The organism is Bradyrhizobium sp. UFLA05-89, assembly GCF_059803475.1.
In genome coordinates this window covers 38,966-55,261 of sequence record NZ_JBANBA010000062.1, presented here as the reverse complement: position 1 = coordinate 55,261, position 16,296 = coordinate 38,966, and the positions used below count along the sequence as shown (strand labels likewise).

The window sequence follows — 16,296 nt, the reverse complement described above, 5'->3', positions numbered from 1 at the left end:
TTCAGCAACCTCAGTCTGGCCTCAGACCCGGTCGCTATCCACTCCCCATGGAATCTTCGCTGCGCTCGCAATGACGATGTGGAGACGGTGTACTTGCACAACGCAAGGAAAAAGGCCGGGATCGCTCCCGGCCTTCGTCGTTCTCGGATGGCGTGGGCTGGTACGCCTTACTTCACTTCCGCGCGCTTGGGCGGGGAGGCCGGCCACGACTTGATCAGCGTGTCATAGTCGACCGTTTCGCCCTTCGGCTTCTCGTTGGCGAGCTTGCGCTGGGGCGCGATGGTGCCGTCCTTCTCGGCCTTCGCGAACCAGTACTCGGCCGACTCCTTCTTGTGGAGCTTCGGACCGCAGGCGCCCTGCACGCCGGACTTCTCGATGCGTTCCATGACGGCGTCCTGGGCAGCAGCGAGCGAGTCCATCGCGGCCTGCGCGGTCTTGGCACCCGACGACGCGTCGCCGATGTTCTGCCACCAGAGCTGCGCGAGCTTCGGATAGTCAGGCACGTTGTTGCCGGTCGGGGTCCACTGCACGCGCGCGGGCGAGCGGTAGAACTCGATCAGGCCGCCGAGCTTCGGCGCACGCTCGGTGAACGACTTGTCCCAGATGTCGGATTCACGGATGAAGGTGAGACCGACATGGCTCTTCTTCAGCGACACCGACTTGGAGACGATGAACTGGAGATAGAGCCAGGCCGCCTTGCGGCGGTCAGCCGGGGTCGACTTCAACAGCGTGAGCGAGCCCGCGTCCTGGTAGCCGAGCTTCATGCCTTCCTTCCAGTACGAGCCGTGCGGCGAGGGAGCCATACGCCACTTCGGCGTACCGTCCGCGTTCATCACGGCGATGCCCGGCTTCACCATGTCGGCGGTGAAGGCGGTGTACCAGAAGATCTGCTGCGCAATGTTACCCTGCGCCGGGACCGGACCCGACTCGGAGAAGGTCATGCCTTGCGCCTGCGGCGGGGCATACTTCTTCAGCCACTCGAGATACTTCGAGATGGCGTAGACCGAGGCCGGGCCGTTGGTGTCGCCACCACGATCGACGCTGGAGCCGACCGGACGGCAGCCTTCCATGCGGATGCCCCATTCGTCGACCGGCAGACCGTTCGGAATGCCCTTGTCACCATTGCCGGCCATCGAGAGCCAGGCGTCGGTGAAACGCCATCCGAGCGACGGGTCCTTCTTGCCATAGTCCATATGGCCGTAGACCTTGACGCCGTTGATCTCCTTGATGTCGTTGGTGAAGAACTCGGCGATGTCCTCATAGGCGGACCAGTTCACGGGCACGCCGAGCTCGTAGCCATACTTGGCCTTGAACTTGGCCTTGTAGTCGGGGTTGGTGAACCAGTCGTAGCGGAACCAGTAGAGGTTCGCGAACTGCTGGTCGGGAAGCTGATAGAGCTTTCCATCCGGCGCGGTGCCGAAAGACTTGCCGATGAAGTCGTTGACGTCGAGCATCGGGTCGGTGACGTCCTTGCCCTCGCCGGTCATGTAATCCGACAGCACGATGGTCTGGCCGTAGCGGAAGTGCGTGCCGATCAGGTCGGAGTCGTTGATCCAGCCGTCGTACACGTTCTTGCCGGACTGCATCTGCGTCTGCAGCTTCTCGACGACGTCACCTTCCTGGATGATGTCGTGCTTGAGCTTGATGCCGGTGAGCTCGGTGAACGCCTTGGCGAGCGTCTGCGACTCGTATTCGTGAGTCGTGATCGTCTCCGAGACGACGTTGATTTCCATGCCCTTGAAGGGTTCGGCGGCCTTGGCGAACCACTCAAGCTCCTTCTTCTGGTCGTCCTTCGACAGGGTCGAGGGCTGGAATTCCGCGATCCACTTCTGGATCGTGGCGTCATCGGCGGCGCGAACCGGCGCCGAGGTCGCGAATGCAGCCGCAATGATAGCTGCGGCACTGGATACCGTCAGAAAGCTAATCTTGGTCAATGGACCTTTCCTTCTCCTAAACTGTCGCATGTTGTTCCTCCGTTGCAGCGACAAACTCTAACAGGCCCGGGTTGACCCCGGATCTGGTCTTCTTCGCGAGCTTCAGACCGTGCGGAATATGAGCGCGGCCGTGACAAGCGAAATTCCTGATGCGAGCCACAGGCTCGACAGTTCAAACCCCTCCTCGCCGATCGGCAGCGTGCCGATCGTGTCGGTGCCGACGAGGCCGATCCACGCGAGATGGATGACGGCGGCCGCAATCAGCGAGATGAAAAGGCGATCGCCGCGCGTGGTCGGAATGCGCAGGACGCCCACGCGCTCCGCCTCGGGATAGACCGCAGCAAGATATGTCATTACCGCGAGCGTGCAGGCGAGCGCGCCGAAGAAGATCGCGGTCGGTATCGTCCAGGCCATCCATGCGATGGATTCCATGGTCGCCTCCTTAAACCCGGCCCAGCGCGAAGCCGCGCGCGATATAGTTGCGGACGAACCAGATCACGAGCGCGCCCGGAATGATGGTGAGCACGCCAGCGGCAGCGAGCAGCCCCCAGTCCATGCCGGCCGCGGACACCGTGCGGGTCATGATCGCCGCGATGGGCTTGGCCTGCACCGAGGTCAGCGTGCGCGCGAGCAGGAGCTCGACCCACGAGAACATGAAGCAGAAGAAGGCGGCGACGCCGATGCCACTTGCGATCAGCGGGATCAGGATCTTGACGAAGAAGCGCGGGAAGGAATAGCCGTCGAGGAACGCGGTCTCGTCGATTTCGCGCGGCACGCCGGAGACGAAGCCTTCGAGGATCCACACCGCGAGCGGCACGTTGAAGATGCAGTGCGCGAGCGCCACCGCCCACGGCGTATCGAACAGCCCGATCGCCGAATAGAGGTTGAAGAACGGCAGCGCATAGACTGCGGCGGGCGCCATGCGGTTCGACAACAGCCAGAAGAACAGGTGCTTGTCGCCGAGGAACCGATAGCGCGAGAAGGCGTAGGCCGCCGGGAGCGCCACGGTGATCGAGATGAGAGTGTTGAGAACGACGTATTCCAGCGAGTTGATGTAGCCTGAATACCAGCTCTCGTCGGTGAAGATGCGCTTGTAATGCTGCAGCGTCGGCGCATGCGGCCACAGCGTCATCGTCGAGACGATCTCGCTGTTGGTCTTGAAGCTCATGTTGACGAGCCAGTAGATCGGCAACAGCAGGAAGATCAGGAACAGCGCCATGATGACGCGTCGGCCGGGGATCGAGTGCATCAGGCCACTCCTTCCTTGGGCTGAAGCGCATGCGCGGGCTGGAGCGCGCCGGCGGGCTTGAGCTCCGCCGCGGGCTCTTTCTCGGCCTGCGTCTTGCGCTCGACGCCGGCATTGGTCATCACGGTGTAGAACACCCAGCAGACGATCAGGATGATCAGATTGTAGACCAGCGACAGGGCCGCGGCCTTGCCGAGGTCGAACTGGCCGAGCGCGATCTTGACGAGCTCGATCGAGACGAAGGTCGTGGAGTTGCCCGGACCGCCGCCGGTGACGACGAACGGCTCGGTGTAGATCATGAAGCTGTCCATGAAGCGCAGCAGCACCGCGATCAGCAGCACGCGATTCATCTTCGGGAGCTGGATCGCGGTGAACACTGCCCAGCGCGAGGCACCGTCGATCTGCGCCGCCTGGTAATAGGCATCGGGAATCGACTTCAGGCCGGCGTAGCACAGAAGCGCAACCAGGCTGGTCCAGTGCCAGACGTCCATCACGATGACGGTCAGCCAGGCATCGATCTCGTTCGACACGTAGTTGTAGTTGATGCCGAGACTGTTGAGCGTGTAGCCGAGCAGGCCGATGTCGGGACGGCCGAAAATCTGCCAGATCGTTCCGACCACGTTCCACGGAATCAACAGCGGCAACGCGAGGATCACGAGGCAGGCGGCCACCGTCCAGCCCTCCCGCGGCATCGACAGCGCAATGACGATGCCGAGCGGCACCTCGATGGCGAGGATGACGAGCGAGAAGAACAGGTTGCGGCCGAGCGAAGCCAGGAAGCGGCCGCCCAGATCGGTCGAGGGGTCGAGCAGCTCCTTGAACCAGCCGACGCCGTTCCAGAAGAACTGGTTGTTGCCGAAGGTGTCCTGCATCGAATAGTTCACCACCGTCATCAGCGGAATCACCGCGGAAAAGGCGACGACCAGGAACACCGGCAGAACCAGGAACCAGGCTTTTTGATTGATGGTCTTGTCCATCAGACGGCTCCCTCTACCAGAAGGCTGTCCGCATAGACGTGGACATGCGACGGGTCGAACTTCAGCCCGGCGGAGCCGTCGGAGCTGGTGAAGCCGCCCGGCGCGCGGGCAGCGAGCTTGGCATCGCCGACGCGCACGCGGGCGAAGCGAATGCGACCGAGATCGTCGATCCGGTCGATCTTCGAGGTGAGCAGCCCCGGCGCCGGCGCGACCACGTCGACGAATTCCGGACGCACGCCGATCTCGATCTTGGCCCCCGTGGGCAGATTGTCGTAGCTGCGGTTGAGCGCGATGACGTGGCCGTCGATCCGCGCCTCGCGGCCCCTCACCTCCGCCGGCAGGATGTTCATGCCGGGCGAGCCGATGAAGTAGCCGACGAAGGTATGCGCGGGCTTGTCGAACAGCTCGGCCGGCGTGCCGCTCTGCACCACGCGGCCGTCATGCATCACGACCACCGTGTCGGCGAAGGTCAGCGCCTCGGTCTGATCGTGGGTGACGTAGATCATCGTGAGGTCGAGCTCGCGATGCAGCGCCTTCAGCTTCGAGCGGAGCTGCCACTTCAGCTCGGGATCGATCACCGTCAGCGGCTCGTCGAACAGTACGGCGGCAACGTCGTTGCGCACGAGGCCCCGGCCGAGCGAGATCTTCTGCTTGGCGTCGGCCGTGAGCCGCGTCGCCTTGCGGTTCAGATACGGCTCGAGATCGAGCAGGCGGCCGATCTGGGTCACGCGCTTGTCGATATCGGCCTTCGGCACGCCGCGGTTCTTCAGCGGAAAGGCCAGGTTCTCCCCCACCGTCATGGTGTCGTAGATCACCGGAAACTGGAACACCTGGGCGATGTTGCGCTTCTGGGTTGACAGCGGTGTGATGTCCTTGCCGTCGAACAGGATTTTTCCGCGCGAGGGCGTGATGATGCCTGAGATGACGTTGAGCAGCGTGGTCTTGCCGCAGCCAGAAGGCCCGAGCAGCGCATAGGCGCCGCCCTGCCGCCAGGTCATGGTCACCGGCTTCAGCGCAAAGCTCTCGGGGGCGGCATCATTGCCGCCGTAGGAATGCGCGAGATCGACGAGGTCAATGCGGGCCATGGCGCACCTCCCTCACGTATTTATGGAGCTGGGCGCGGCGACCAGGCGGTCGGCCGCGTCGAACACGAAGACATCCTGCGGATCGAGCACGGCGTCGAGCGTCTGGCCGGGCTCGAACTCGTGCACGCCGTGCAACACCGCAACCCAGTTCGATCCGTCGCGGGTCAAATGCACGAAACTCTCCGAACCGGTGATCTCGGTCACCGTCACTGTGGCGTGGAAGGCGTGGCGATCGGCCTGGCCATTGGCGATCCCGAGCTGGTGGGCGCGAAAGCCGACGCGATAGGGTCCGTCGGCGAGCCCGGCGTAAAGGCCGGAGGCCGGCGCCGAGCTGCCGCCGGCATAAGCGACCTGCCCGTTCTTCTTCTCGATACCGACCAGATTGAGCGGCGGGTCCGAAAATACCTGCGCAACGCGGAGCGTCTGCGGACGGCGGTAGACGTTGGAGGTCTCGCCCATCTGGAGCGCGCGGCCCTCCCACATGCAGACGGTGTTGCCACCGAGCAGCAGCGCTTCGGACGGCTCGGTCGTCGCATAGACGAAGATCGCGCCGGAGGCCTCGAAGATGCGCGGCAGCTCGGCGCGCAGCTCCTCGCGGAGCTTGTAGTCGAGATTGGCGAGAGGCTCGTCGAGCAGCACGAGATCGGCGCCCTTCACCAGCGCACGCGCGATCGCGGTGCGCTGCTGCTGGCCGCCGGAAAGCTGAAGAGGCGTGCGCTTCAGGAACGGCTCGAGCCGCAGCAACTTTGCGGCCTCCGCGACACGCTTCTCGATCTCCTCGCGCGGCTTGCCCTGGACACGCAGCGGCGAGGCAATGTTCTCGTAGACCGTGAGCGAGGGGTAGTTGATGAACTGCTGGTAGACCATCGCGACCGAGCGCTGGCGCACGTCGATGCCGGTGACGTCCTTGCCGTTGACCAGCACCCTGCCCGTGGTTGGCTTGTCGAGGCCCGCGAGCAGCCGCATGATCGAGGTCTTGCCCGACAGCGTCGGCCCGAGCAGCACGTTGAGCGTGCCGCCGTCGAGCATCAGCGAGACGTCGCGGATGTGCGGAACGCCGTCCACAGAACGGCTGACGTGATCCAGTGTGACGGTCATGAGCGTCCTCCTGCTTCGAGCAGGGGACTTTGCGGCACGGCATGGCTGGCGATCCAGTCGTCAAGTGCCGCGATCTGATCGGCACTTAGTCGCAGGCCAAGCTTGGAGCGCCGCCAGACGATATCCTCGGCGGTCACCGCCCATTCGTTGTTCATGAGATAGCGCACCTCACGTTCCGTCAGCGTGGCGCCGAAGGACTGGCCGAGATCGGCCAGCGACTTGGCATCGCCCAGGAGCTTGATGGCACGGGTTCCATAGGCCCGCGCCAGACGGCGGGCATGCTCGACGGAGAGGAACGGATAGCCGCGCTGGAGGTCCGCGATCAGGGCATCGACGGCCGACACGTCCATGTCGCCACCGGGCAGCGGCCATTTGCCGGTCCAGCCCTCGCGCGCCTTGGCGCTGCGCAAATAGGGCGCGAGACGCTCGAGCGCCTCTTCGGCGAGACGGCGGTAGGTCGTGATCTTGCCGCCATAGATCGAGAGCAGCGGCGCGCCACCGGGCGTGTCGAGCTCGAACACATAGTCACGGGTCGCGGCCTTCGCCTCGCTGGCACCGTCGTCATAGAGCGGGCGGACGCCGGAATAGGTCCAGACGACGTCCTCGGGCTTCACGGCCATCGCGAGATATTCGCTCGCGGCGGTGCAGAGGTATTGGATCTCTTCGGCCGTCGCCTTCACCTTGGCGGGATCGCCGTCATAGTCGCGATCGGTGGTACCGATCAGCGTGAAATCATCCTGGTAGGGAATGACGAAGATGATCCGGCCATCCGCATTCTGGAACATGTAGGCGCGGTCGTGGTCGTAGAGCTTTTTGACCACGATGTGCGAGCCCTGCACCAGGCGGACTTTTGCCTTGGCGTTCACTCCGGCGCCGCGGCCGAGCACGTCCTCGACCCAGGGACCGCCGGCATTGACCAGCGCGCGGGCGCGGATTGTCGAGCGCGCGCCGGTGATGGTGTCGACCATGCCGACGGTCCAGACGCCGTCGGACTGACGGATTTCGGTGGCACGGGTGCGGGTGCGGATCTCCGCCCCCTTGTCGGCGGCATCGCGCGCGTTGAGCACGACGAGGCGGGCGTCGTCGACGAAGCAGTCGGAATATTCGAAGGCGCGTGAATAGCGGTTCGGAATCAGGGGACGGCCGACTTCATCCTTGGTCAGATCAACCGAACGGGTCGCCGGCAACAGGTGACGGCCGCCAATATGGTCGTAGAGGAAAAGGCCAAGGCGAAGCAGCCAGGCCGGGCGCAGGCCGGCGTGATGCGGCAAAACGAAACGCAAGGGACGAATGATGTGGGGTGCGACGCCCCAGAGGATCTCGCGCTCGATCAGCGCCTCGCGGACCAGGCGGAACTCGTAATATTCGAGATAGCGCAGGCCGCCATGCACGAGCTTGGTCGACCAGGACGACGTCCCGCTCGCCAGGTCATTCATTTCACACAGGAAAACCGTGTTGCCTCGGCCGACCGCATCGCGCGCGATGCCGCAACCGTTAACACCGCCTCCAATGATGGCGAGGTCGAAAATACGCTCCAACAGACGCATCCCCCGGCGACCGCCCGTTCGCTTGGGCGATTTTGCTTTCGGTTTCGATTAGATCAGAACCAAAAACGAAAGCAAGACGAAAGAAAGCGAAGATGGAACTTTTTTCGTGGGCAATTGGGGGGTTTTTGGTGGGCAATTGGATGAAAGGGTAGGCACTCGCGCGCACCCTCTGGAAGGCGGCTCACATGGAGCGCAACCGAATGTGGGCCGAGGCTGCGGCGATTACCTCAGCCGCACCACCGGCGTGGCTTCTGGCGCGGAATCCTGTGTTGGTTCCGCCGCCGCGTCGTCGTCGGGCGAGCCTTTCGGCATTGCCTCGACCACCTCGATGCCCTTGCTGTGGCAGATGGTGGCGAGGCGCTCGGGCAATTCCTGGTCGGTGACGAAGGTCTGGATCTGGCTGATATGGGCGATGCGCACCGGCGCGCTGCGCCTCAGCTTCGTGGAGTCGGCGACCAGCATGACGCTGCGCGCATTGGCAATGATAGCCTGCGCCACCTGCACCTCGCGATAGTCGAAGTCGAGCAGCGCGCCTTCTTCATCGATCGCGGACGCACCGATGATGGCATAGTCGACCTTGAATTGGCCGATGAGTTGCGTCGCGGTCGAGCCGACCACCGCGCCGTCGGCGCGCCGCACCGTGCCGCCGGCGACCACCACCTCGATGCGGGGATGGCGATAGAGCAGCATCGCGACGTTGAGATTGTTGGTGATGACGAGCAGGTCCTCGTGCGAGGTCAGCGCGCTTGCGACCTCTTCCGTCGTGGTGCCGATGTTGATGAAGAGCGAGCAGCCGTTCGGAATCAGCGAGGCGGCCGCGGCGCCGATTGCCTTCTTCTCGTCGGCGGCGACGAAGCGCCGCGCTTCATAGGCGAGGTTCTCGACGCCAGAGGCGATGATGGCGCCACCATGGATGCGGGTCAGCGAGCGGCGCTCACAGAGATCGTTGAGATCTTTCCGGATGGTCTGCGCCGAAACCTCGAAACGGCGCGCGAGCTCCTCGACCATCACCCGGCCCGAAGCGCGGGCGATGTTGAGGATTTCGGCTTGGCGATGGGTTAGTCCGGTCACGGCAGCCACCTCAGATCAGAGTTTTGCATGGTGCGGCGGTTCGCCGCCGCGGTCAACGAGAGAGCGGAGCAAGGTTAACGGCGGCGCGAGCGCCTCTCCCCTGCCCTCACCACTTCATGGCGGCCGCGACCAGCTTCATCAGGGTGTCATCATCGTAAGCAAAGGCCGAGGCGACGGCGCCGGCAGCGACCAGATCGTCGTGACTGAGCGAGGTCCGCATTCCGATCGTTGGTATGCCCGCGGCCGAGGCCGATTGAATTCCGGAACGGGAATCCTCGAACGCGATCGAGGCATGGGCAGCAGCGCCGGCGAAGCGCAGCCCTTCCAGATAAGGCAGCGGATGCGGCTTGCCGTGCGGCAGTTCGTCGCCGATCACGATCGCCTTGAAACGATCCATGATGCCGAGACCCGACAGCAGCATCTCCGCATTCAGCCGCGGCGCGTTGGTGACGGCGACCATCGGAATGCCCGTCGCGTCCGCCTTGTCGAGCAGCGCCATGAGACCCGGCACGGGTTTGATCTGCCCGGCCACCAGCGTGCGGAAGATGTGCTCCTTCTCGTCCATGATGGCTGCGCGGGCTTCGAGGGATTCGCGCGGCAGGAACCGCTCGCCGATCGAGGCATTGGAGAAGCCCTGCAACTCCTTCGAAAAACGGGCGTGATCGAACACATGACCGCGCGGGCCGAAGATCCGGTTGAACGCCTCGCGATGCAGCGCGTCGGTATCGGCGAGCGTGCCGTCGATGTCGAACAGCAGCGCATGGCCCGTGGCTTGCGACATTTCAAATGATTCCTTTTCGTCGGGACGCACCAATAGCCGAGAAAAACTCGTTCGTCATTCCGGGGCGCGGCGTAAGGCGCGGGCCCGGTATCCATTCATCAGCAGTCTGCAGCGGCTCAATGGATTCTCAGATGCGCAATTGCGCCTCATAGCTCGCGCTTCGCGGGCCCCGGAATGACAAAAGTGGGTGCTCGACAAAATCGAGCGTGACTGCAACACTACCTGCAAGAGCAAAAGGAGCAAACGATGACCATCAATCGGCGCGAACTGGCCGTCTCGGCCCTTGTACTGACAGCAGTCGGCGCGGCCCCCGCGCTCGCCGCCTCGGTTGACGAAGAGGCGGTCGCGAAAAAAGTCGAGGCTTTTCGTCTTGCCCAGATCGCAGCGGATCCCAAGGCGCTCGGCGCGCTCTGCTGGGACGATCTCAGCTACAGCCATTCCAGCGGCAAGGTCGAGGACAAGGCGACCTTCATCGCCAACGCCACCGATGGAAAGTCGAAATTCCTGTCGATCGAGTACAAGGACCCGACCATCAAGGTGGTCGGCCCCGCCGCGATCGTGCGTTTCCACTGGATCGCCGAGCAGGAGATGGTGGCTGATGGGAAAAAAGTGCCGACCAACCTTCACATCCTGATGAACTGGCAGAAGCAGGGCGACGACTGGAAGCTGCTGTCGCGCGCCGCGACGAAGCTTTAGCGCGAAACTTTCACCGATACGTCATTCCGGGGATACGTCATTCCGGGGCGCGCCGTGAGGCGCGAACCCGGAATCCATTCATCAGCAGACTTTTCATCAGCAGCCTTTGCGGCCCGATGGATTCTCGGATGCGCAATTGCGCATCATGGCTCGCGCTACGCGCGCCCCGGGATCACGAGGCAACGATCTGCAAGTTTGGCCCCTCACGCCGCTTCCTTCAAATCGCCATTCGCGAGGCGTCGCGCTGCGCGTTCCGCTTCGCGGGCGTTGCGGAAGATCTGGCCTTCGAGGCGGTTGAAGCGGTGGGAGGAAGCGAAGAAGCGGTATCCTTCCGGGTTGCGTACGACGATACCTGCGGTCTGCGAATTGACTTCGATGATGTAGCTGTCCGGCATTGCCCGTGATTCCTCGAGTGCGGGCAAATAACGGTGCTCTTGCCCAAAGGTTCCTATGGGCATTGCCGCCGTTTCCACCCCGAATCGACACGCAATGGAGTACGCTGCGACCTCATCCGTTTTATGACTTGTTCTTGGCGAAGCCGCGACATCCGCGGCGCACGATCACCACATGCGTTAAGGCAACGCATGCGTTGAGGCTCCGCGCGCCTACGTCGCGATCGGCGGCTCGGTGCGGCTGACGGTCTGCGGGCGGCCATGTTCGTCGATCGAGACATAGGTGAAGTTGCCGTCGGTGACGAGGAACGGATGCTCTTCGCCGCGACGCAGCGCCCAGGCTTCGAGATTCACGGTGAGCGAGGTACGCCCCACGCGCACGAGATTGGCGTAGACCGAGACGAGATCGCCGACATAGACCGCCTTGCGAAAATTCATCGCCTCGATCGCGACCGTCACGGTGCGCGACTTCGCGACTTTCGAGGCGAACACGCCGCCGCCGACGTCCATCTGGCTGAGCAGCCAGCCGCCGAAGATGTCGCCATTCGCGTTGGTGTCGGCCGGCATCGCGAGCGTGCGGATGCAGAGATCGCCGCGCGGTCCGGTGTGGGTCTGTTCGGTCATGCGTCTCTCGTTTGAAAATATTTTCGTAGCCCAGATGGAGCGAAGCGCAATCCGGGGAGCCGCGCAAGAATATCCCGGATTTCGCTGCGCTCCATCCGGGGTACCCATCGACGAGAGAGAGGCAAGATCAATCCGGCCTGAGCATCTCAAACATGTTTTCCGGCTTGATCTCGAAATAGTCACCGCGCCGTCCCGCACGGACGATCGGACGGGGCGCAGCCGTCTGGTAGACGCCATCCTTGATGAAGGCCTTGTCGATGTGGACGGCGACGACCTCGCCGAGCGTCAGCCAGGCGTCGGCCTGCCGGCCGTCGGCGCCCTTGAGGCGCACGATGTCGGACACCCTGCACTCGAAGGCGACCGGGCTTTCGCCGACGCGCGGCACGTTGACGAGCCGGCCGGGCACCGCGGTGAGCCCCGCAATCCTGAATTCGTCGACCTCGGGGCCGACGTGGGCGGCGGTCGCGTTCATCTGTTTCGCCAAATCCATGGTGGCGAGATTCCACACGAACTCCTTTGTGGCTTCGATATTGCCGACGGTGTCCTTCCAGTTGGTGGAGGAGAAGCCGATGATCGGCGGGGTGTAGCAGAAGGCATTGAAGAAGCTGTAGGGCGCAAGGTTGACGTGGCCGTTGGCGTCACGCGAGGAGATCCAGCCGATCGGCCGCGGCGCGATGATGGCGTTGAAGGGATCGTGCTTGAGGCCATGGCCCTTGGCGGGCTCATAGAAGTGCAGGTCTTTTTCGGTCACGCGCTGCTTCCTTTTCGCCACTGCGAGCGAAGCGAAGCAATCCAGACTGCCTCCGCGGCAAGGATTCTGGATTGCTTCGCTAGGCTCGCAATGACGGAGTGTGTCGATCCGTCCTGACCTGCCATCAGGCGGTCAGTCCGCGGCGGTCGACCCATTTATAGGAGAAATTCCTGCCCCGTCAGTGACGCGGCGACAGTCCTGCGATGACGAAATCGATCATCTGGTCAATCGTGGGCCCCGGCTTGGTGGCGCATTGGGCGATCATCTGGGGATGAAAGAAGCGCATCATCGCGGTGCAGGCGCAGAGCGAGGCCAGTTGCAGGTCCGGAGCCTCGAATTCGCCGGAGGCAGCACCTTGCGCGATCACCTGGCCGATGATCGAGGCGATGCACTCCATATGGGCTACGCAGACGTCCCAGTCCTCCTGCATCGCGATCTCGACCATCTCATGCAGCTTGGAATCACCGACATAGCGCTCGGTGTTCATGCGATGGATGGTCGTCAGAAGCTGCCGGAAGCGGTCGCGCACCGGACCGGGCTGGGCCACGATCCGCTGCGCCTCGAGTTCGACCTCGCCCATCAGCGCCCGGGCGACGGACTGATGGATCGCCTTCTTCGATTCGAAGAACCGATAGACGTTGGCCGGGCTCATCCGGAGCTCTTTGGCGATGTCGCCGACAGTGGTCTTCTGGTAGCCGATCTGGCGGAACAGCCGCTCGGCCACCTCGAGAATGCGCTCCCGGGTGTCGCTTTCGATATGTTCCGAAACCAGTGTCATCTGTCAGGACTCGTCAGTAGTCACTCTTCATCTATTCAGCGGCCTCAGCAAGCGGAAATGCTGGCTCGGCATCGCTGCCATGCTGCGGTGCCGCTTCCGGATGCTCGGCCGAACCGGCCTCGTCGAGGCTCTTGCGGAACCACAGGGCATAGAGGCCCGGCAGATACAGGAGCGTCAGGAAGGTCGCAACGAACAAGCCGCCCATGATGGTGATCGCCATCGGTCCCCAGAACGCCGAGCGCGACAGCGGGATCATGGCGAGGATCGCGGCAAGTGCGGTCAGCACGACCGGGCGGGCGCGGCGGACGGTCGCCTCCACGATCGCCTCGCGCCGGGTCAGGCCATGGGAGACGTCGGTCTCGATCTGGTCGACCAGGATGACCGTGTTGCGCATGATCATACCGGCGAGCGCGATCAGGCCGAGCAGTGCCACGAAGCCGAACGGCTGGTTGGCGACGTTGAGCCCGAGGGACGCACCGACGATGCCGAGCGGTGCGGTGAGGAACACCAGGATCAGGCGCGAGAAGCTCTGGAGCTGGATCATCAACAGCGTCAGCATCACCATGACCATCACCGGGAAGAGAATGAAGATCGAGGCATTGCCCTTGGCGGATTCCTCAAACGCGCCGCCCGGCTCGATTCGGTAGGCCGGCTCAAGGTAGTCCTTGATCTGTTGCAGCTTCGGCGTGATCTGGCTGGTGACGTCGGGCGCCTGCACGCCATCGACGACGTCGGAGCGCACGGTGATCGCCATGTCGCGGTTGCGCCGCCACAGGATCGGCTCCTCGTGGGAATACTCGATCTTGGCAATCTGCTGGAGCGGCACGGCGACGCCGTTGCGCGAAGTGATGGTGAGATCGCCGACATGGGCGAGGTCGAGCCGCTCGGACGGGATCGCACGGGCGACCACGCCGACCTTTTCGATGCCGTCACGAACGGTCGTCACCTGCGCACCGGAGATCAGCATCGCGAGCGACTGCGATACCTCCTGCGGGGTAAGGCCCATCGCGCGCGCGCGGTCCTGGTCGACGACGAGCTTGAGATAGGGCGACTGCTCGTTCCAGTCGAGCTGGACGTCCTTGACGTTCTTGTTCTGCCGCATGACGTCGCGGACCTGGTAGGCGATCTCGCGCACCTTGTTGGGATCGGGGCCGATCACGCGGAACTGAACGGGGAAGCCGACGGGCGGACCGAAATTGAAGCGGTCGACGCGGACGCGGGCTTCGTTGAGCGCGCCGTCGGCGACGGCGTTCTCGAGCTTGGCCTTGATGCGCTCGCGCGCTTCGACACCCTTGGCAACGATAACGATCTCGGCAAAGGCCTCGTTCGGCAGCTGCGGATTGAGGCCGAGCCAGAAGCGCGGCGAGCCCTGCCCGACATAGGCCGTGTAGGTCGCGATGTCCTGGTCATCCTTCAGCAGCTTCTCGGCATCCTTCACCGCCTTTTCGGTGACGTTGAAGGCGGTGCCTTCCGGCAGGCGGAGCTGGAGGAACAGCTCGGGCCGCTCGGACAGCGGGAAGAACTGCTGCTGCACATGGCCGAAGCCGACGATCGAGGCGGCGAAGACGCCCACGGTCGCCACCACCACCGTGATACGGTGGTTGACGCACCACTGCACGATGGCGCGAAGGCCGCGGTACATCCGCGTCTCATAGACTGCGTGCGGATCGTGGCTGTGATGCACCTTCATGTTGGGCAACAGCTTGACGCCGATATAGGGCGTGAAGATCACCGCGACGAACCAGGAGGCGACCAACGCGATCGCCACGATCCAGAAGATGCTGCCGGCATATTCGCCGACCGCCGAGTTGGCAAAGCCGATGGGGAGGAAGCCAGCGGCCGTGACCAGCGTTCCCGTAAGCATCGGAAAGGCGGTGGATTCCCAGGCAAAGGACGCGGCACGGATGCGGTCCCAGCCCTGCTCCATCTTCACCACCATCATCTCGACTGCGATGATGGCATCGTCGACCAAAAGACCGAGCGCGATGATCAGCGCGCCAAGCGAGATGCGGTGCAGGTCGAGCGACATCGAGTTCATGACGATGAAGACGATGCCGAGCACCAACGGCACCGACAGCGCGACCACGATGCCGGTGCGCCAGCCGAGTGCAACGAAAGAGACAAACAGGACGATCGCGAGCGCCTCGACGAAGGAGTGCACGAACTCGCCGACCGCATGCTCGACCACGTTGGGCTGGTCGGCAATCAACTCGACGTCGATGCCCTGCGGCACCGCCTTCATGAATTCGCCGGTTGCCTTCTCGACCTCCTTGCCGAGTTCGAGGATGTTGGCGCCCTTGGCGGTGACGACGCCGATGCCGATCGCGGGCTTGCCTTCCTGGCGCACGACGAAGCTGGGCGGATCGACATAGCCATGCGTGACGGTCGCGATGTCTCCGAGGCGGAACACGCGGCCGTTGCTTTCCACGGGCGTTTCGGCAACGGCCTTGGCCCCGTCGAGCGCGCCGGTGACGCGCAGCGGCACGCGCTGCGAGGACGTCTCGACTGTGCCGGCCGGGGTCACGTTGTTCTGCTTGGCCAGCGAATCGAACAGCGCCTGCGGCGTGATGCCGAGGGTTGCGAGCTTGGCGTGGCTGAACTCGACATAGATGCGCTCATCCTGCGTGCCGTAGACGTCGACCTTGGTCACGCCGGGAACTTTAAGGAGGCGCTGGCGGAAACCTTCGGCAGTCTTCTTGAGCTGCGCATAGTCCGCGCCATCGCCGGTCATCATGTAGAGAATGGAATCGACGTCGGAGAACTCGTCGTTGACGACGGGCCCGAGAATGCCGGCGGGCAACTGCCCCTGGACGTCAACGAGCTTCTTGCGCAGGAGATAGAAGAGATACGGCACGTCCTTCGGCGGCGTGTTGTCGCGGAAGGTCACCTGCATCGCGGTGAAAGCGGGTTTCGAGTAGGTCTGCACCTTCTCGAAATAGGGCAGCTCCTGGAGCTTCTTCTCGATGGGATCGGCGACCTGGGTCTGCATCTCCTGGGCGGTTGCGCCCGGCCATATCACGGAGACGTTGACCACCTTCACGGTGAAGAACGGATCTTCGGCGCGGCCGAGCTTCTGATAGGAGAAGAAGCCAGCGGCGCCGAGCACGATCATCAGGAACAGCACCAGCGTCGGATGGCTGACGGCCCAGGCGGAAAGGTTGAAGCGCTTCATCGCACTCTCTCCAGAGATGACCCAATTGCCAAGAACAAAACAACCACCCCTGTTGAAACCCGTCATTGCGAGGTAGCGAAGCGATCCAGGGGGCTGGGCAGGATCTGGATCACTTCGCCGCTTCTTCCGTCGCATTCGCGCGAC

15 protein-coding genes are annotated in these 16,296 nt (G+C 63.4%); 1 reads left to right on the top strand and 14 read right to left on the bottom strand.

Annotated features, from left to right (window positions below; all coding sequences use genetic code 11):
- Nucleotides 1-167 precede the first annotated feature (167 nt).
- The 9 genes from SO139_RS27625 to SO139_RS27585 form a co-directional block, all read right to left on the bottom strand.
- Nucleotides 168-1,964, bottom strand: a complete 1,797-nt coding sequence (locus tag SO139_RS27625) for an ABC transporter substrate-binding protein (protein ID WP_449380496.1) — start codon at nucleotides 1,962-1,964, stop codon at nucleotides 168-170.
- A gap of 72 nt (nucleotides 1,965-2,036) precedes the next feature.
- The gene (locus tag SO139_RS27620; RefSeq protein ID WP_449380497.1) at nucleotides 2,037-2,366 is read right to left on the bottom strand and encodes a DUF2160 domain-containing protein; all 330 of its coding nucleotides are present in this window, start codon (nucleotides 2,364-2,366) and stop codon (nucleotides 2,037-2,039) included.
- Nucleotides 2,367-2,376: 10 nt separating this feature from the next.
- Nucleotides 2,377-3,183, bottom strand: a complete 807-nt coding sequence (locus SO139_RS27615; protein WP_449380498.1) for a carbohydrate ABC transporter permease — start codon at nucleotides 3,181-3,183, stop codon at nucleotides 2,377-2,379.
- Nucleotides 3,183-4,157: a carbohydrate ABC transporter permease gene (locus SO139_RS27610; RefSeq protein WP_449380499.1), complete on the bottom strand. Its 975-nt coding sequence runs from the start codon at nucleotides 4,155-4,157 to the stop codon at nucleotides 3,183-3,185. Before SO139_RS27610 ends, SO139_RS27615 begins: the two co-directional genes overlap by 1 nt.
- Entirely contained in the window at nucleotides 4,157-5,242 is a 1,086-nt protein-coding gene (locus tag SO139_RS27605; RefSeq protein WP_449380500.1) for an ABC transporter ATP-binding protein, read from the bottom strand. The genes SO139_RS27610 and SO139_RS27605 overlap by 1 nt, the downstream gene beginning before the upstream one ends.
- Nucleotides 5,243-5,254: 12 nt before the next feature.
- On the bottom strand, nucleotides 5,255-6,340 hold the full coding sequence (locus SO139_RS27600; protein WP_449380501.1) for an ABC transporter ATP-binding protein: 1,086 nt from the start codon (nucleotides 6,338-6,340) through the stop codon (nucleotides 5,255-5,257).
- Nucleotides 6,337-7,887 (bottom strand): glycerol-3-phosphate dehydrogenase, encoded by a 1,551-nt coding sequence (gene glpD, locus SO139_RS27595; protein ID WP_498540976.1) that lies wholly within the window; start codon nucleotides 7,885-7,887, stop codon nucleotides 6,337-6,339. Before glpD ends, SO139_RS27600 begins: the two co-directional genes overlap by 4 nt.
- A gap of 222 nt (nucleotides 7,888-8,109) precedes the next feature.
- Nucleotides 8,110-8,958, bottom strand: coding sequence for a DeoR/GlpR family DNA-binding transcription regulator (locus SO139_RS27590; RefSeq protein ID WP_449380503.1), 849 nt, complete (start codon nucleotides 8,956-8,958; stop codon nucleotides 8,110-8,112).
- A 106-nt stretch (nucleotides 8,959-9,064) separates the two neighbouring features.
- Nucleotides 9,065-9,739 carry an HAD family hydrolase gene (locus SO139_RS27585; RefSeq protein WP_449380504.1) on the bottom strand — a complete coding sequence of 225 codons (675 nt, stop codon included), beginning with the start codon at nucleotides 9,737-9,739 and terminating at the stop codon, nucleotides 9,065-9,067.
- Between the two features lie 246 nt (nucleotides 9,740-9,985).
- Here SO139_RS27585 and SO139_RS27580 point away from each other — a divergent pair, with 246 nt between their 5' ends.
- A complete protein-coding gene (locus tag SO139_RS27580) occupies nucleotides 9,986-10,435 on the top strand; it encodes a nuclear transport factor 2 family protein (RefSeq protein WP_449380505.1) in 450 nt (149 codons plus the stop codon).
- Nucleotides 10,436-10,638: 203 nt separating this feature from the next.
- Here the strand turns inward: SO139_RS27580 and SO139_RS27575 are convergent, their stop codons facing one another.
- The 5 genes from SO139_RS27575 to SO139_RS27555 form a co-directional block, all read right to left on the bottom strand.
- Nucleotides 10,639-10,830 carry a hypothetical protein gene (locus SO139_RS27575; RefSeq protein ID WP_449380506.1) on the bottom strand — a complete coding sequence of 64 codons (192 nt, stop codon included), beginning with the start codon at nucleotides 10,828-10,830 and terminating at the stop codon, nucleotides 10,639-10,641.
- A 210-nt stretch (nucleotides 10,831-11,040) separates the two neighbouring features.
- Nucleotides 11,041-11,451 carry an acyl-CoA thioesterase gene (locus SO139_RS27570; RefSeq protein WP_449380507.1) on the bottom strand — a complete coding sequence of 137 codons (411 nt, stop codon included), beginning with the start codon at nucleotides 11,449-11,451 and terminating at the stop codon, nucleotides 11,041-11,043.
- A 127-nt stretch (nucleotides 11,452-11,578) separates the two neighbouring features.
- Complete coding sequence (locus SO139_RS27565) at nucleotides 11,579-12,202, bottom strand: flavin reductase family protein (protein ID WP_449380508.1); 624 nt, start codon at nucleotides 12,200-12,202, stop codon at nucleotides 11,579-11,581.
- A gap of 178 nt (nucleotides 12,203-12,380) precedes the next feature.
- Complete coding sequence (locus tag SO139_RS27560) at nucleotides 12,381-12,980, bottom strand: TetR/AcrR family transcriptional regulator (protein WP_449380509.1); 600 nt, start codon at nucleotides 12,978-12,980, stop codon at nucleotides 12,381-12,383.
- Nucleotides 12,981-13,011: 31 nt separating this feature from the next.
- Nucleotides 13,012-16,152, bottom strand: a complete 3,141-nt coding sequence (locus tag SO139_RS27555) for an efflux RND transporter permease subunit (RefSeq protein WP_449380510.1) — start codon at nucleotides 16,150-16,152, stop codon at nucleotides 13,012-13,014.
- Between the last annotated feature and the right edge of the window lie 144 nt (nucleotides 16,153-16,296).

What these genes read in the sequence shown, in the direction of transcription:
- SO139_RS27575 (WP_449380506.1), bottom strand. Translation starts at nt 10,830, where the DNA reads ATGCCGGACAGCTACATCATCGAAGTCAATTCGCAGACCGCAGGTATC.
- SO139_RS27585 (WP_449380504.1), bottom strand. Translation starts at nt 9,739, where the DNA reads ATGTCGCAAGCCACGGGCCATGCGCTGCTGTTCGACATCGACGGCACG.
- SO139_RS27580 (WP_449380505.1), top strand. Translation starts at nt 9,986, where the DNA reads ATGACCATCAATCGGCGCGAACTGGCCGTCTCGGCCCTTGTACTGACA.
- SO139_RS27570 (WP_449380507.1), bottom strand. Translation starts at nt 11,451, where the DNA reads ATGACCGAACAGACCCACACCGGACCGCGCGGCGATCTCTGCATCCGC.
- SO139_RS27600 (WP_449380501.1), bottom strand. Translation starts at nt 6,340, where the DNA reads ATGACCGTCACACTGGATCACGTCAGCCGTTCTGTGGACGGCGTTCCG.
- SO139_RS27610 (WP_449380499.1), bottom strand. Translation starts at nt 4,157, where the DNA reads ATGGACAAGACCATCAATCAAAAAGCCTGGTTCCTGGTTCTGCCGGTG.
- SO139_RS27620 (WP_449380497.1), bottom strand. Translation starts at nt 2,366, where the DNA reads ATGGAATCCATCGCATGGATGGCCTGGACGATACCGACCGCGATCTTC.
- glpD (WP_498540976.1), bottom strand. Translation starts at nt 7,887, where the DNA reads ATGCGTCTGTTGGAGCGTATTTTCGACCTCGCCATCATTGGAGGCGGT.
- SO139_RS27605 (WP_449380500.1), bottom strand. Translation starts at nt 5,242, where the DNA reads ATGGCCCGCATTGACCTCGTCGATCTCGCGCATTCCTACGGCGGCAAT.
- SO139_RS27555 (WP_449380510.1), bottom strand. Translation starts at nt 16,152, where the DNA reads ATGAAGCGCTTCAACCTTTCCGCCTGGGCCGTCAGCCATCCGACGCTG.
- SO139_RS27625 (WP_449380496.1), bottom strand. Translation starts at nt 1,964, where the DNA reads ATGCGACAGTTTAGGAGAAGGAAAGGTCCATTGACCAAGATTAGCTTT.
- SO139_RS27560 (WP_449380509.1), bottom strand. Translation starts at nt 12,980, where the DNA reads ATGACACTGGTTTCGGAACATATCGAAAGCGACACCCGGGAGCGCATT.
- SO139_RS27615 (WP_449380498.1), bottom strand. Translation starts at nt 3,183, where the DNA reads ATGCACTCGATCCCCGGCCGACGCGTCATCATGGCGCTGTTCCTGATC.